The sequence below is a fragment of the Pseudonocardia sp. D17 genome, from assembly GCF_036984265.1.
GTDB lineage: Bacteria > Actinomycetota > Actinomycetes > Mycobacteriales > Pseudonocardiaceae > Pseudonocardia > Pseudonocardia benzenivorans.
Genome location: NZ_BPRG01000177.1, coordinates 17,796 through 33,370 on the forward strand (window position 1 = coordinate 17,796; position 15,575 = coordinate 33,370).

General features: G+C 69.4%; 14 protein-coding genes and 1 pseudogene. 7 read left to right on the forward strand and 8 right to left on the reverse strand.

What is annotated here, in order from left to right; genetic code table 11:
* The first annotated feature begins 36 nt into the window (after window positions 1–36).
* Window positions 37–612: a MarR family winged helix-turn-helix transcriptional regulator gene (locus PSD17_RS25130; protein ID WP_339124812.1), complete on the forward strand. Its 576-nt coding sequence runs from the start codon at window positions 37–39 to the stop codon at window positions 610–612.
* Between the two features lie 4 nt (window positions 613–616).
* On the opposite strand, the gene PSD17_RS25135 is transcribed toward PSD17_RS25130, so the two are convergent.
* The 5 genes from PSD17_RS25135 to PSD17_RS25155 form a co-directional block, all read right to left on the reverse strand.
* A complete protein-coding gene (locus PSD17_RS25135; protein ID WP_339124814.1) occupies window positions 617–1,609 on the reverse strand; it encodes an ABC transporter substrate-binding protein in 993 nt (330 codons plus the stop codon).
* A gap of 22 nt (window positions 1,610–1,631) precedes the next feature.
* Window positions 1,632–2,564: a DMT family transporter gene (locus PSD17_RS25140; protein WP_339124816.1), complete on the reverse strand. Its 933-nt coding sequence runs from the start codon at window positions 2,562–2,564 to the stop codon at window positions 1,632–1,634.
* A 30-nt stretch (window positions 2,565–2,594) separates the two neighbouring features.
* On the reverse strand, window positions 2,595–3,449 hold the full coding sequence (locus PSD17_RS25145; RefSeq protein WP_339124817.1) for an ABC transporter ATP-binding protein: 855 nt from the start codon (window positions 3,447–3,449) through the stop codon (window positions 2,595–2,597).
* Window positions 3,446–4,177, reverse strand: a complete 732-nt coding sequence (locus PSD17_RS25150; protein ID WP_339124819.1) for an ABC transporter permease — start codon at window positions 4,175–4,177, stop codon at window positions 3,446–3,448. Before PSD17_RS25150 ends, PSD17_RS25145 begins: the two co-directional genes overlap by 4 nt.
* Before the next feature lie 180 nt (window positions 4,178–4,357).
* A complete protein-coding gene (locus PSD17_RS25155) occupies window positions 4,358–5,416 on the reverse strand; it encodes an ABC transporter substrate-binding protein (RefSeq protein WP_339124820.1) in 1,059 nt (352 codons plus the stop codon).
* Between the two features lie 408 nt (window positions 5,417–5,824).
* On the opposite strand from PSD17_RS25155, the gene PSD17_RS25160 reads away from it, so the two are divergent.
* Window positions 5,825–6,148 (forward strand): helix-turn-helix domain-containing protein, encoded by a 324-nt coding sequence (locus PSD17_RS25160; RefSeq protein WP_339124821.1) that lies wholly within the window; start codon window positions 5,825–5,827, stop codon window positions 6,146–6,148.
* A 412-nt stretch (window positions 6,149–6,560) separates the two neighbouring features.
* Here PSD17_RS25160 and PSD17_RS25165 read toward each other — a convergent pair whose 3' ends face one another.
* Window positions 6,561–7,379, reverse strand: coding sequence for a hypothetical protein (locus tag PSD17_RS25165; protein WP_339124822.1), 819 nt, complete (start codon window positions 7,377–7,379; stop codon window positions 6,561–6,563).
* A gap of 10 nt (window positions 7,380–7,389) precedes the next feature.
* On the opposite strand from PSD17_RS25165, the gene PSD17_RS25170 reads away from it, so the two are divergent.
* From PSD17_RS25170 to istB, 5 genes and pseudogenes are all read left to right on the forward strand, one after another.
* A complete protein-coding gene (locus PSD17_RS25170) occupies window positions 7,390–8,154 on the forward strand; it encodes a hypothetical protein (protein WP_233899065.1) in 765 nt (254 codons plus the stop codon).
* Window positions 8,075–9,124, forward strand: a complete 1,050-nt coding sequence (locus PSD17_RS25175; RefSeq protein WP_041759782.1) for a tyrosine-type recombinase/integrase — start codon at window positions 8,075–8,077, stop codon at window positions 9,122–9,124. Before PSD17_RS25170 ends, PSD17_RS25175 begins: the two co-directional genes overlap by 80 nt.
* A 94-nt stretch (window positions 9,125–9,218) precedes the next feature.
* Window positions 9,219–10,940: a tyrosine-type recombinase/integrase gene (locus tag PSD17_RS25180; RefSeq protein WP_013675570.1), complete on the forward strand. Its 1,722-nt coding sequence runs from the start codon at window positions 9,219–9,221 to the stop codon at window positions 10,938–10,940.
* Between the two features lie 44 nt (window positions 10,941–10,984).
* A pseudogene (locus PSD17_RS25185) lies at window positions 10,985–12,028 on the forward strand (Mu transposase domain-containing protein); the annotation flags it as partial.
* Window positions 12,025–12,792 carry an IS21-like element helper ATPase IstB gene (gene istB / locus PSD17_RS25190; RefSeq protein WP_013675362.1) on the forward strand — a complete coding sequence of 256 codons (768 nt, stop codon included), beginning with the start codon at window positions 12,025–12,027 and terminating at the stop codon, window positions 12,790–12,792. The pseudogene PSD17_RS25185 and the gene istB, both read left to right, overlap by 4 nt.
* A gap of 77 nt (window positions 12,793–12,869) precedes the next feature.
* Here istB and PSD17_RS25195 read toward each other — a convergent pair whose 3' ends face one another.
* Both PSD17_RS25195 and PSD17_RS25200 read right to left on the reverse strand, forming a co-directional pair.
* Complete coding sequence (locus PSD17_RS25195; protein ID WP_339124823.1) at window positions 12,870–14,309, reverse strand: helicase-related protein; 1,440 nt, start codon at window positions 14,307–14,309, stop codon at window positions 12,870–12,872.
* A gap of 333 nt (window positions 14,310–14,642) precedes the next feature.
* Complete coding sequence (locus PSD17_RS25200; protein ID WP_339124824.1) at window positions 14,643–14,840, reverse strand: hypothetical protein; 198 nt, start codon at window positions 14,838–14,840, stop codon at window positions 14,643–14,645.
* Window positions 14,841–15,575: the final 735 nt, after the last annotated feature.

The following is a 15,575-nucleotide window of genomic DNA, read 5'->3' on the forward strand; positions in this document are numbered from 1 at the left end:
GTGAAAGTTGAGTGTGAGAAGCGCAGCGGAGGCACGATGCGGATGGTCGGCAACGCCGAGATGTCGATCAGCGATCAGGTGGCGCGTACGGCATCACAGTTCGGTCCGGAGTTCGACGCGACCTCGCTCACACTGACGATGACGCTCTACCGCGCGATGGCGGTGTTCGACCGCGCCCACGCGTCCGAGCTCGCTCCGCATGGGCTCAACCTCGTGCAATTCAATGTGATCAGCGTGTTGAACCGGGCCGATGGGCCCATGACGATGGGCGATCTCGCGCAGGCCGTGTCTGTCCGGCCGGCCAACCTCACTAGCGTGATCGACGGCCTGGTCAAGCGCGGCCTGGTCGACCGGGAGCTGAACCCGGACGACCGGCGCTCTTTCCTCGTGCGTGTCAGCGGCGCCGGCGAGCAGTTCCTCGCCACGTTCCTCCCCGACCACTGGAGCTTCCTCGAAACCGTCACCGCGGGGCTCAGCACGCGCCAGCGCACCCAGCTGTCGAAGCTGCTGGAGCGGCTCACGCAGTCCGTGCTGGATGCCGAGGCCGGGTCGGGGGAGGAGCTCCCGCTCGTCGCCGGGGGCGCTGCCCGCCGGGAGGCGAAGGCCCCCTGACCCGTCAGATCTTCGCGTCGGTGAGCGTGCTCGGGAGGAACACCTCGTTGAGCGGCAGCGGCCGGGAGGTGAAGCCCTGCTCAGCGGCATAGCGCAGGATCGTGTCCAGGGTTGCCCGATTGGCCTCGATGCCGTAGGCAAACGGGTCGCCCAGCATCGCTGCCTCCTGCTCTGCGTACGCGGACTCCCACAGCAGTGACGACGAGCAGACGGCCGTGTCCCGCAGGTCTGCCGTCGCGGGCCCGCGGGCCAGCTCGAAGGCTCGGCGCAGATTGTTGGCCACCCACGGGTGTTGCGCCAGGATGTCCCGCTTGATCACCACGACGTGCATGATCGGCACGATTCCGGTGGCGCGATGGTACTCAAGCTCTGCCCCGCGGAAGTCCGGGAACAGCCGCCGGATCCGCGGATCGCCCTCCATGAAGGCCTGCGGCGGCCGCGCGGTGAGCAAGGCGTCGAGCGCCCCGTCGAGCAGCTGGCCTACGAGCGTGGCGTCCTCGGGCACCCGCGTGACATCGAACCGCTCCGGCGGGGTCACCCGCGACTTCTCCTGGCGTCCGGGCTCCTCCAAGCCGCCGGTGCGCCACCGCACGGACGTGAGATCGACGCCGTAGTACTCGCCCAGGATGCCGCGCATCCACAGCGACGCGGTCATGCTCCACTCGGGTGTGCCTACGATGCGTCCGCTGAGCTGGTCGGGCTTCTCGACGTCGGAGTCCGCGCGGACGTAGAGCGCCGAGTGGCGAAACGCGCGCGACGGGAACACCGGTATCGCGTCGAAGGGCCGGTCAGGCAGCTCGGCCACGGCGAGATAGGCACCGAAGGAGAACTCGGCGGCGTCGAACTCGTGGTAGCGGCCCTGGCGCCAGAACAGCTCCTCGATGCCGGTCTTGAGATAGCGTAGGTCCACGCCCTCGGCCCGGACCGAGCCGTCGTACAGCGGGCGCGTCCGGTCGTAGACGGCTCCGGCGTAGGTCAAGGGGACGTTCGGGGTCACGGGCACCTCCAGTAGGGATCGATCAGGTCAGGATGAGTCCGGCGACGCCACCGAAGATCAGGACGATCCCGGTCACAGTCCGGACGGTGACGCCTTCGGTGTTGCTGAACAGCACGACCGATGCCGGGACGACGATGAGCGGGATGGCCGCGGCCACGACCACGCCCACCGCCACCGGGATCGTCCGGGTCGATGCGATGAGCGAAATCTGCGCGGAGATCGTCAGTACGCCGGACAAGCCCCACAGCCACAATCCCGAGCGGGGCGCGGAGCGCAGCCGCTGCGCCAGCCGACGTAGGTTGGTGTGCACGACGAGGTAGACCAACGTGGCGCAGAAGGCGCCAAGTAGGCCGCCGAACACGGCGTGATCCCAGTGGCGCACGGCGCTGCTGCGGATGACGTTGCCGATCGCGTAGGACACCGCCCCGGTCAGGCCGAATGCGATCTCGGCACGCGGCAGCGCGGTCCTCACCGGCGTCGCGGTGGGTGCTATCCCGCCGGTCCCGGCCGGTATCGGCGCGGCGTTCTGCGCCGGTACCTGCGATGTCAGGAACAGCCCGCCGATGACGAGCAGCACGAAGACCACGCCGGCCGCCCCGAGCGACTCACCCAGGAACACCCAACCGATCAAAGCTGCGAACACCGGATTGGTGATCTGCAGAGCGCTCGCGCGCGACGGTCCGATCGTCTGCACCGTGCGGAAGAACAAGCGTCGACCGAGGTAGGCCGTGAACAGCCCGCCGACCGCGAACATCGCGAACGGACCCCACTCGACGACGAACGGGTCCGGCCGCACGAGCAGTTCTCCGGCGAACAGGAGCGAAGCGAACACCACGTTGCTGCCCAGCCCGAGCAGGAAGCCGACATCCTGACCCAGGCGTGGGGAGGCGATCTTGACGACCAGCACGTTCGTGCTGAACAGCAGCAGCGAGAGCAGGGCGAGGGCTTCACCCACGGTGGTCGCCCACGCCCCGGGGACAGGTCCTCACGACGCTGCCGGCGCGGCTGAGAGCACAGATTCGGACTTCGGGCGGTGCAGCAGGCCCCAGATCTCGCGAGCGAGTTCAGCGAGTCGGTCACTTTGCTGGAACTCGGCACGCCGGGGTCGCTTCTCGTCAATGTCGTAGACCTTGACGAAGCGACCGGGCCGCGGGGCCATGACGAACACCCGGTCGGCCTGGAACACCGCTTCACGGATGTCGTGGGTGATGAAAACGGTGGTGGTACCGGTCTTGGCGACGACTCGCTGCAGGTCGCGCTGCAGCTTCTCGCGCGTCTGCGCGTCGAGCGCGCTGAACGGCTCGTCCATGAGCAGCACCGAGGGTTGGATGGCCAGCGCCCGAGCCAGGTTGACCCGCTGCTGCATGCCGCCGGAGATCTGGGTGGGGTAGTAGTCGGCGAAGTCGGCGAGACCGGTGAGGGTGAGCAGCCCGGCCACGCGCTCGCGGCGCTCCTTCTTCGACGAAGGACGGCTCGGCTCGTCCTTGAGCGCCGCCAGTTCCAGTCCGAACGCGACGTTGCGCTCCACCGTGCGCCACGGGAACAGAGACGCGCGTTGAAAAACGAAGCCCGTGGGTCCCTGGCCGGGCATTGCCCCCGCCACGCGGATTTCGCCACTATCGGCGTCATCGAGACCCTGGATGATCCGCAGCAGGGTCGTCTTGCCGCAGCCCGAGGGGCCGACGATCGAGATGAACTCGCCGGGGCGTACGTCCATCGAGACTCCGTCGAGCACCCGCAGCGGCTCCCCCGTCGGGCTCGAGAACTCTTTGCCGACGCCGCGGACGAGCACGCCGCCCCTGTCGGTGACGTCGTCGGGCTTCGCGTCAGTTCTGCTCATGACTGTCCCTTCACCTCGACCTGCCAGGGGGTGAGCCTCTTCTGGAGGGAGCGCAGGCCCCAGGTGAAGCCGACACCGAGCGCGGCCAGCACGATGACGCCGACGAAGACCTTGCCGGTCTGGAACAGTTGGCTACTGGTGAGGATCAGGTAGCCAAGCCCGGCCTGGGCACCGAAGAGATCGGCGACGACGACGCCGACCAGCGCCCTGGCGAGGGCAAGGCGCAGTCCCGTGAAGATGTAGGGCAGCGATCCCGGCAGGTCGATCCGGGCGAACACCTCGCGGCGGTTCGCGCGGAACGCGATGCCGACCTCACGCAGGTCGCGCTCGACGGCGTGCACGCCGTCGATGGTGTTGATGATGACCGGGAAGAACGCCACCAGCGCGATGATCGCGACGTGGGCGACGTCGCCGAAACCCAGCCAGACGACGAACAGCGGTGCGAGTGCCACGCTGGGGGTGGCATAGAGCGCAGTGAGCCACGGGTCGCCGTAGTCGTGCGCGCGCCGGCTGGCGCCCATGAACAACCCCAACGGGATCGCTATGACGACGGCGAGCAGGTAGCCCAGGGCGAACTGCGTCATGCTCACGGTGAAGTGTTTGAGCAGTTCGCCGCTGACGATCAGGTCCCCGAACGACTGCGCGATCGACGACGGTCCCACGATGATGACGGTGCTCGGCTCGAAGACGCGGACCGCGATCTCCCACACCGCGAACACCGCGACCACCGCGATCAGCCCTCGGCGTAGTGAGGCCTGACGCGCCGTGCGTTGCCGGCCTGTCGGTGTCGAGACATTGGACGGGCGCGCGCCCAGACCGAGCAGGCGGGCGGGGAGGCTGCGGTCACGAGCCGCTGGTTCGAGGGTTTGCATGGCGCCTGCTTCCTCCATCTCGAGCGGGGTGCCGGGTCACCGGTGGGGCGGGTTCTCTATCAGGCTGCGCTGGGCGGCCTCCAGGTAGGACTGGTCGATCATCGGGGTGGGGTCCACCTGGTCAGGGAAGCTCCCGAACTCGCGGAAGGCGTCGGAGGCGACCTGCAGGCCCGCCGGGTCGATGTGAACGTCCTTCGGCATCGACTGGCCGACCCGGGGCCCGGTCAAGAACAAGTCGCTGATCGCGCGCTCCATGTAGCGGGGCTCGATCTGCAGGCCCTTGGAGGTCAGGTCGACCAGGCGTTCGGTCATGGCCGGGTCATACAGGTCGTTGATGACGCGCTGGTAGGCGCGCAGGAACCGGGTGAGTGCCTCGGCGTTCTTCTCGGCCCAACCCCTCTCGACCGTGACCACGGCGGCCACGATCGGCGGGGCGCCGACGTCGTTGGTGTTGCCCAGGTCGACGAAGCCCTCGGTCTCGGCCGCCTGGTAGTTCACCGGGATGCCAAGCGGCACGGCGGCCACCTGCCCCGCTTGGAGGGCGGCGAAGCGCTTGGCCGTGCCGCCGGCGACGATGTAGTCGAGTTTCGCGCCGTCGACCCCGTTGGCCTCCATCGCCTGTCGCATCGTCACGCTGCTGATCGACTGCACCGCTGAGACACCGATGGGCTTCCCGGCAAGCTGGGCGAACGACGTGGTACCGGGTCGGGCCACGACGTTCCAGATCGAGCGGTTGGCGCCCGCCGCGACGAACTTCAGGTCTGCTCCCCGCTGGGAGGCGACGATGCCCTCGGGGCCTCCGAGGTATGCGTCGATCGAGCCGCCGAGGAGTCCCTGCACGGAGTTCGCCGTACTTTCCCCGACGGTGATAGTGACGTCCAGGTTCTCGTCGTCGAAGTAGCCGAGCGCGTCGGCGAGCTGCGGGTAATAGGTCTGCAGAACCAGTGACTGAACCCCGATATTGAGGCGCAGCTTGCCGTCCGCGGTCCCACTCCCGCCGCTGCACGCGGTGAGGGCCACGGCGATGGCCGCGGCGGTGAAGGCGGCAGCAACGCGGCGCAGCCTCCTGACGCTCGGTCGGGACGTGATCGACATCGCCGACTCCTTTGTCTGGTGTCCATAAGCTTTCTATCAGGGGACTTGACTATCATCAAGGATAAAGTTCATAGGCTGGAGTATCTGTAGCCTGTAATACTTTGGATGTGAACATCGTTACCTCCGTCTCCGTCTGATCCGCGGCAGGCAGCCTCGTCGACGTGCGCCCCACCGCCTCGCGACTCGGCTACCGGATCTGGCTTCTAGTGCCTCGTCCAGGAAGGTTGGGGAGGTAACCGGGTCGGCTTGATCAGTCCCGGTCGGCGCTGGAGGCTGTGCGCCGGAGGTGGTGGGCATGGCGCGACAGCCCGAGGCTTCGTGGGGAGCTGACCCCGGACGAGGGCGCAGCGACTGGTCAAGATCACCAGGACGGCGCGGGACCGGGTCCGTTTACGTCGGGCGGGGATCGTGCTCGCATCGGCGCAGGGCCGCAGCGCCACAGAAGCGGCGGCGATGTTCGCGGCGAAGCCGCAGTACGCGCGGAATGTGATCCACGCGTTCAACGCTGAGGGGTTCGCGGCGCTGGACCTAAATGGAGCGGGGGCCGGCCTCGAAAGTTCGGTACCACGTCCGCGAGTTGATCTGTCGGGTCGCTCGGACTCCGCCGTCGCCCACCACCGGCAAGGATCGGGGCCCGGTGCCACCGCCCGCGCGGTGAGCCCTCCTCGGCCGGCCCGGTGCTGGCGTCGCCGAGGAGAGAAGGACGAACCCGTGCCGTGGCGGGCTGCGTAGCCGAAGACCGACCGCGCCTCCCGGCTCAGCGCGCCCGGTGGAGGGCGCGGCTGTCGAGCGACACGGGTGACGTGTCGGCCGTGACCCTTTGCGCCGGTGCTCGTTCCCACCAGAGGAACCGTCCGGGCTTCTGACGCAGAAGAGGTGCTGATGCACCCGCCACGCCACTCCCGCCGTCTCGGCTGGCTCACCGCGGCCTTCCTCGCCGCCGCAGGCCGGCTCGTCGGCGCGCCCCTGATCCTCGGCCCCTAGCTTGCTAGACTAGCTGTCCGGCCGGAGCCGGTCGACGGGCCGGTTGGTCGGTGGACGCTGGACCGACACTGGGTCGAGCAGCGCGCGCAACTGGCTCGATCCCGAGGAGCTGCTCACGCCCGTGGCGGCCGGCATGTCCTGCCGCCGGGCGTGACCGCGGCTACCGCCGTGACGAGAGGTCCGTGCCCGAGTGGCGTAGCGAATTGGCGGTCTGCGGCGACGGGACCGGCCCTGCGTAAGCGTTCGTGGGCGCTGGCCCGGCCGTGTGCCGCGGCTCCGAAACCGGCGGCGGGGCGAGCGTTGCCGCGGCCCGCGCAGCCGGATGCAGCAGCCCCGATCCGGGCGCCTCGGCCACGGTGGGTCTTTCCCCGGCGGCAGGCTCAGCCGGGGACGGCTCTTGCTCCGCGGCCCACTCGGTCATCTGCCGGTCGAGGTCGCGGGCCACGTGGCGAGCTTCCTCGAGGGCTGCGGCGTGGGGGCAGGGCGCGTCGAGCTGGGCCTCGGCTCGTGAGATCTCCTCGTGTGCGGACTGCACGGCGTTCTCGGCGTCGGCACGCGACTTATCCAGGCCGGCGACCCGGTTCTCCATACGGACTGCAAGGCCGTGCGGTTTGGACTCGAGCAGCTGTGCGCGCGACCCGGTCACCGGGCTGCCCTGCAGGCCCGAGACCTGCAGCTCGTAGCCGACCTGGATGCGGTTGTTCCAGAGCGTGGCGTCGAAGCTCAGGCGCGCCGAGCTCGGCGACGCCGCGCAGGATGCGCTCGGACCCGACGGTCGTGTTGTGTCGGCGATCATGAAATTCCCTGCTCGAGTGGGTGTCGCGATCACGTAATTCCCTACCGCGATCACGGAATTCCCGTGGGGACGACGTACGCGCTGCGGCGTGTTGTCGGGGGCCAGGTCCTCGCAGTGCCCAGCCTGCGCGGTCGACGTGTGTGTCGACGGCGAGGGACCCGCGATGGCGAGGAGAAGTTTCACCGTGATCGACGTGACCGAGATCTTGGTCCACTGGTATGCGGGGCGGCCAAAGACCGAGGTGGCCGCCTCGTTGGGGGTGGACCCAAAGACGGTGCGCAAGTATCTGGCCCCGGCCGAGGCCGCCGGGTTCGTCCCGGGCGGGCCGCCGGTGCCGTCCGCCGAGTGGGCTCGGCGGGTGCGGGAGTGGTTCCCGGAGCTGGTCGACACCACGTTGCGGCAGGTGTCCTGGCCACAGATCGAGCCCCACCGCGACTACATCGTCACCCAGCTCGAGGCGGCGGTGACGGTGGCGACGATTCACCAGCGGCTGCGTGACGAGCGGGGCCTGGAGGCGTCGGTGGCCAGCCTGCGCCGCTGGGTGCGGGCGAACCTGCCTGAAGAGTCCCGCCGGCAGCAGGTACGGGTGCTGCGCCCGGACGACGTGGTGCCGGGCTCGGAGGGCCAGGTCGACTACGGCAAGCTCGGGATGTGGATCGACCCGCAGTCCGGCCGTCGACGGGCGGTGTGGGCGTTCGTGCTGGTCCTGGCCTGCTCACGACACATGTTCGTGCGCCCGGTGCTGACCATGGACCAGCGGGAGTGGACCCGGGCCCACGTGGACGCGTTCGCATTCTTCGACGGTTATGCGGGTGTCGAACCCGCGTTCTCGGAGTCGCGCAGGCGAGGATGGGCGTCCGTCCTGCCGAGGAGCGCGCGTGGTCTGGCAACCGAGGTTGGTGCGCCGAGTCGACGCCGCTGGCCAGCTCTCGGTGTCGCTTGGGCATGCCCTTCTTGACGACTACCTGGCGTTCGTCGCGTCGCGGGGGCGGCCGAACACGCTGCTGGCTACCGCCTACGACCTGAAGGTGTTCTTCACCGTCGTGCGCAAGGAGCCGGCGGCTGTGGTGACCGCGGACATCTTCGCGTTCATCACCGCCCAGCGGGCGCCGCGCCGTGGTGTGAAGGTGGTGCGGCTGGAGGACGGTGAGGCGGGGTTGTCGGCTCGGACGATCAAGAGGCGGCTGGCAAGCGTCTCGGGGTTGTTCGGCTATCTCATGACGCGGGACGACGTCGCGGTGGACCGCAATCCGGTGCCGTCGGGTCTTGCCGGTCGGCGGCAGGGCGCGACCCGCGGCGCGCCGCTGCTGCGGACACCGCGCACGCTGCCGAGGGTGCTGGGGCCGGACGAGGTCGACGCCGTTCTGAGGGTCTTGAACACCGACCGGGACCGGGCGATGGTCTTGGCGATGCTGCTGGGCGGGCTGCGGCGTTGCGAGGTGCTGGCGCTGCGGCTGCCGGACCTCTCGCCCGGGGAGCGGCGGGTGTTCATCGCGGAGGGCAAGGGCGGGCACCAGCGGCTGGTGCCGGTCTCCGCCCAGTTCTTCGCCGCGGTCGGGGAATACCTGGATCGGGAGCGACCGGCGGTGGATCACGACCGGCTGTTTGTGGTCCTGCGCGGTCCGACACGCGGTCGGCCGCTGACGGCGGCGGGGCTGGATGAGATCGTCCACGGCGCGCGCTGGCGCGCGGGCCTGCCGAAGCTGACGTGCCATCAGCTGCGGCACACCTGCCTGACCCGGCTGCGGGAGGCCGGGATGGCGCTGGAGGCGGTGCAGGCCCAGGCCGGGCACCGTTCGATCGAGTCGACTCGCGTCTACCTTCACCTGGCTAACGCCTGGCTGGTCCAGCAGTATCTTGACGCTGCCGCCGCCATCGACGCGGACCTCGCCGAGCCGGGACGTCAAGCAGGGCCAGGGGAGCCTTGATGCCTCGGCCGCTTCCGATGGCCCGGCCCGATCTCGTCGCGTCGTATCTGGCGCATCGGGCCGCCCAGGGCATGGGCACCGACCACAAGGTGCGGTGGGGGCGCGGGCGCTGCTGGCGAGGGTGCCCGACCTGGCGTCGTTCTCGATGTTGCCGCTGGACCAGCAGCTGGCGTTCAACCACGAGACCCACCGGTTCATCGGCTGGCTCGCGGTGACCGGGCGGCTGCGTCCGGGCGCGGACTACCTGGTCGCGCGCCGGCCTCGGCTGGGGATCATCCTGGCTCGAGTCGACCCGGAGCTGCACCTGCGGTTCATGGAGACCACGCGGATGCTGGGCTTCCGCGACCACCTCGCGCACGGGCAGTTCAACCTGCTGGCCCATCTGGCTGCGGTGGCGGGAAAGCGGCCGGAGGATCTGGTCCAGGCCGACTGGGACGAGGGACGCCGCCTGCTGCTGGAAGCCGCCCACCGGATCCCCAACCGGGGCGCCAAGGCCCTGTCGACATCGCTGTTCAACCTGGAGGCCACGCTCTTCCACGCCGGGCTGTCCGACTCGTTGCCGCGTCGCCGCAGCCCGGACCGGGCCGACGTCCGCGAGCTGGAGTGGGCGCGGGTCCCCACCGCCATTGCGACGACGATGCGCGACTATCTGCAGCAGATCACGACCACGCTGCGTCCAGGCACGGTGAAGAACGCGGAGTTGACCCTGCGGGAGTTCGCGCTGCTGGTCACCGCCGAGGATCCCGAGACCCGGTGCGTCGCCAACCTGCGCCGCAAGCACATTGAGCGCTACAAGACCTGGCTGCTGGAACGCCCCGCCGCCCGCGGCGGGCCCCTGCACCGACACACCGTCCGGGACAGGCTGAGCAAACTGCGGGGCTTCTTCCGGCGCCTCGACGAGTGGGACACCGAGGACCGCCCGGCTCGGCAGTTGGTGTTCGACAGCGACTTCCCGATCGCCGACGAACCCCTGCCCCGGTTCCTGGACGACGCGGCCGCCGCGAAGCTGCTCGCAGCTGCCCGAAACGACCCAGACCCGTTTGCCCGCCTGGCGATCGAGATCCTGGCCCGCACCGGAATGCGCCGCTCGGAGATGCTCGGCCTGACCATCGACGCGGTCGTGCAGATCGGCTCGGCCTACTGGCTGCGCGTCCCGGTCGGCAAGATGCACACCGACCGCTACGTCCCGCTGCACCCGCAGCTCAAGGCCCTGATCGACGACTGGCTGGCCCGCCGGCCCGAGGGGTTACGCTCCGACCTGCTGTTCACCGACCACGGCAGGCCGGTCAACGCCTCCCGGATCGAGGCCGCCGTCCGCAACGCCGCCGACCGCGCCGGCCTGGGCCGGGTCACGCCGCACCAGCTGCGGCACACGCTGGCCACTCAAGCGATCAACCGGGGCATGTCGCTGGAGGCCATCGCGGCTTTGCTCGGCCACCGATCGCTCTCGATGACACGCGTCTATGCCCGAATCGCCAACCGAACCGTCGCAGACGAGTACTTCGCGGTCTCCGAGCGCGTCGAGGCCCTCTACGACGCGCCCAAGCACCTGCCCGCGGATGCGGAGGGCTCAGAGATGCGCAAGCTCCGAGCCGAGGTGCACCGGCGGATGCTCGGCAACGGCTACTGCGCCCGACCAATCGAGATGGACTGCCACTTCGAGTCCATCTGCGAGTCCTGCACGTTCTTCGTCACCACCATCGAGTTCCGCCCCACCCTGGAACGCCAGCGCGACGACGCCGCCAACAAGGGACAGGTTGCTCGCAAGCAGATCTTCGACGGGCTCCTGGCCCGTCTCGACGACCACGCATCCTGACTGCACTAGGACGGAGGACTTGACAACGAGACCCGCATATTAGAGGTGCGCCGGCCCGGCTAGTGCCCGACAACCTCAAGACCGGGGTCGATCGTCCGGATCTCTACGACCCGCTGCTCAACCGGTCCTACGGGGAGCTCGCCGAGCACTACGGGGTGCTGATCGACCCGGCCCGGTCGCGCAAGCCGCGGGACAAGGCGCGGGTGGAGCGCCCGATGCCCTATGTCCGGGACAGCTTCTGGCGCGGCCGTGAGTTCGCCAGCCTGGCCCAGATGCAGGCCGCGGCGCTGCGCTGGTGTGTCGAGGTCGCCGGCACCCGGGCCTGCCGGCCGCTGGACGGAGCCGCGCCCGGGGCGGTGTTCGCGGCGGTCGAGCAGCCGGCGCTGCTGCCGTTGCCGCGTAGCGAGTTCGAACTCGCATCGTGGTCGCGGCCGAAGGTCGGCCCGGACATCCACGTCAAGGTCGGGAAGAAGACGCTCTACTCGGTGCCCTGGCGGCTGATCGGCGAGCACGTCGACGTCCGCGAGACCCCGACCACGGTGCAGATCTTCCACGACGGCGTGCTGGTCAAGACCCATGTCACCAAGCCGTGGGGACGACAGACCGACACGGCCGACTACCCGCCGGAGAAGATCGCGTTCCACATGCGCACTCCAACCTGGTGTCGAGACCGCGCCGCCGAGGTCGGCGACGCTTGCACCCGGGTGGTCGACGAGTTGCTGGAGGTCAACGCGCTGTTCCGGCTGCGCGCCGCGCAGGGGGTGCTCGGGCTGGCCGACCGCTACGGGCCGGCCCGTCTGGAAGCGGCCTGCGCCCGCGCGGTCGAGGTCGGTGACCCGACCTACCGCACCGTCAAGGGCATCCTGGCCGCGGGCACCGAGGCACGGGCCGTGGTCCGCGCCTCCGGGGACGGCGGCGCCGCCGCGCACCTGCATGGACCCGAGCGCCTGTTTGCCGACCCGCCGGACGTCGTCGCGTCCCCGGCGGACGTCGTCCCCTCGACCGCCACGTCCGCGAACGTCGTCCCCCTGTCCATCGCGTCCGTCCCTGGCACCAAGAGCTCACACCCGAAGGCGCGGCAGCGGTGAGCGCCGACGACGGACTGCGCGGGGCGCTGCGGGCGCTGAAGTTGTCCGGGATGCTCGACACCCTTGACGCCAGGTTGGCTCAGGCCCGCGCCGGCGAGCTCGGCCACCTGGACTTCCTCCAAGTCCTCTGCCAGGACGAGGTCGCCCGCCGCGACCAGGCCGCGTTCGCGCGCCGGCTGCGCCGGGCCCACTTCGAAGAACAGGTCACCCTGGAAGGCTTCGACTTCCACGCCAACCCGAAGCTGCCCGCCGCGCAGATCCGAGACCTGGCCGCGCTGCGCTGGCTCGACGCCGGCGAGTCGGTGATCCTCACCGGGCCGGTCGGAGTCGGCAAGACCTTCGTCGCACAGGCCCTCGGTCACCAGGCCATTCGCCACGGCGCCGACGTCCGGTTCGCTAAGACCAGCCGAGTCCTGGCCGAGCTCGCCGGCGGCCACGCCGATCACAGCTGGGCCCGCCGGCTGCGCGAGCTCGCCCGCCCCGCCGTGCTGATCCTCGACGACTTCGGCATGCGCGAACTCACCGCCGCCCAGGCCGACGACCTCTACGAGCTGATCAACGAACGCGCCGGACGGTCGCTGGTGCTGACGTCCAACCGCTCCCCGGTCGACTGGTATCCGCTGTTCCCGAACCCGGTCGTCGCCGAGTCCTTGCTCGACAGGTTGATCAACACCAGTCACCACATCCACATGAACGGCGCCAGCTACCGACCACGCAAGCGTCCCGGCCGTGTCCCGCTGGCCGCAGAGCAAGAAGCCGGGTAGAACACAACCACGGACCAGACCGCCTAGGGAATAACTTGATCACCGCCCTAGGGAATTGCCTGATCGTCCACAGTTGCTCAGGCGAGCAGCAGCCGGTCGGTGAGAGCTTTGCCGGCCTCGGCGCGGTCGGTGAAGGTCTGCCCGTCCACGCGCATGCAGAAGGCCTCGCCGCGGGTGTCGCGCCGTGCGTCGATCGCGGTCGTGAGGGCGGCGAGCTCGGCGGTGACCCGGTCGATCCCGCGGCGGTGCCCGTCGATGGCGAACCGGAGCCGGCCCTTGCTCTGCTGGTGGCCTCGTTCCAGCCGCTCCAGGCGGGTCAGCTCGGCGTCGGCCTTGGCCCTGTCCAGCAGCAGCGGGTTTCCCGCGGCGAGGGCTTTGACCTCGTTGAACGACAACGCGGCATCGCCGATGTCTTCGATCTCGCGCAGGTCGAGCCGGCCCCGCATGACCTGCGCGATGAAGCTGGCCTTGCGGGCGACGGTCTGCCAGCTGTAGGCGTCGAACGAGCCCTCGGTGACGTAGCGGTAGATACCGATCTCGGTGTTGGCGTTGCCCTGTCGCAGGGCCCGACCGTCGCGCTGGGCGAGGTCGGCCGGCCGCCGCGGGCAGTCGAGGTGGTGCAGCGCGATCGCGCGGGCCTGGACGTTGGTGCCGACGCCCATCTTGCCCGTCGACCCGATCAGCACCGCGACCTCGCCGTTGCGGCAGGCATCGAACAGCTCGGCTTTCTCGCGGTCGTTGCGGGCCTCGTGGATGAACCGCACCCATTCCTCGGGCACGCCTCGGGTGGCGAGCAGCGCGCGCAGCTCGTCGTAGGCGTTCCACTCGTCGGCCTTGGGGGTGCTCAGGTCGCAGAAGACGATCTGGAAGCCACCCGGCGTGGGGTGGACAGTGCCGTCGCGGCGGGCGAAGCGGTGGGCGCGCCAGATGTCGGCGATCGTGTCGGCGGCGGCCTCGAGCTTCGAATCGCCAGAGGTCATCGGAAGGCCGACCAGCCGCAGGTCCAGGGCCGCAGCGCGGCCGTGGCTGGAGATCAGCAGCATGTTGTCCTGCTGCGGGCGCACGGCGCGGCTGCGGACCCGTTCGGCACGCTCGGCCAGCTCGCCCATGAACCCGACGAGCTCGGCCGAGGCCGGCACGATCACGGTCCGGGGGAGACGCTTGGCGTCCTCGGGCCGGGCGAACAGTTCCGGGCGCGGCAGGTTGAGGTCCTCGGCGGTCTTGACATCGCCGGAGACCCACCACATCCGCAGCAGCTCGGGCACGTTGTGGAACTTCGCGAACCGCGCCTTGAGCCGCGGGGTGCCGCCGTCGGGGCTGATCTCGATCTCGGCGGTCGTCTGCCCGAACGTGGCGGCCCAGGTGTCGAAGTCGAGCACGCCCGCGGCCTCGAGCAGATCCGGGCGCAGGTAGCGCTGCATGACGTGGGCTTCGGTGATCGAGTTGGCGATCGGGGTGGCGGTGGCGAACGTGCCCACCCGCAGGCCGTGGCGGCGCCGCAGGTAGTGCATCTTCATCTCCAGGTCCGCGGCCCGGTTGGAGCCCTCGATCGCCGCAGGGCGGATCCGGCTGGCGGTGTGGAGGTTCTTGAAGTCGTGGGCCTCGTCGACGACGACGTAGTCGATGCCGGTCTGTTCGAAGGTGACGGCCGGGTCGTAGTCCTTGGCCAGCCGTTCCTTGATCTTCTCCTCGGCGTTGAGCAGCCGGGTTTCGAGCTGCTTGAGGGTGTTCGGCCGGCCTGGGCATGTACGTGCTGGGAGCAGCGACGTCGCGAGCGCGGTGCTGCGGGTGGCCCCTCGCTGCGCTGGCGTTCGAGGGGCCTCCCGCAGCTCGCTGAGCTGGGCGTCGAGTTAGCCGGCCTGGGCGGCGGGGGACATCGCGATCCGCTCGAAAGCCGTCCTGGTCAGGATCACCGGGTCCCAGTCGCCGGTAGTCACGCGCGCCACGAACGCCCGCCGCTTCTCCTTGACGAGGTCGGCGCTGGATGCGGCAAGCAGCTTCGCGCGCGGGTAGAGCTGCTGGAACTCCCGGGCGAACTGCTCGAGCATGTGGCTGTGACGACCGCCTCGTCGCCTCCATGGACCTGGTTTCGGCACAAGGCGGGCGTCCCCGGGCCCCTTACATGCGGGTCGCATTCTCAGAATTGCAGGCGGAACCGGTTAGACAGGTGCCCCGGTCGGACTGAAAACGTCGAGGCCGCCCCGCCGAGTTCGCCCGATGCCCTGAAGCTGCGCGGCGGTCCCCTCTTAACGCTCGGGCGGATCTCATCTGATGGCTCTCGGCCGCTCTATCGGGTACATTCTGCGTCGATCGCCTTGCTTAGACACGACGGAAGGGCCTCCGTGGACTGCAATCCCGAAGAAGTCGCTCCGCCCTCGACATTTGACGGCGCCCCGTCGGGATCAACCGCCGCGACAGGATCCGCGCGAAAACTGATGGTGGTCACCGGTCGAGATCAAGCCAGCAGGTTGCGGTCCGCCGCAAAAACCGCAGCAGCAGTGCACCCGTCGGGTGAGTGGCCGGAACGGCAGGACCAGGCCCTGACTGCGTTGCGAGGCCTCGCCGCGTTCCTTGCAACGCACCCGACAGATCCCGTCGCCGCGTCGATAGCACGCAGTCTCGCCGAATGGTAAGCCGTCTATTTCTCGAAGAATGTTGCGCCATGGTAGGCAATGGGGGACTGGCTGCCTCTGCCCGGCTGCGGCTGGTCGAGCACTGTCATCTAGTGCCTCGATCGAGAACGTTGGCGTTGTAACCCGGCTGCGGTGATCGGCTGAGAGGCT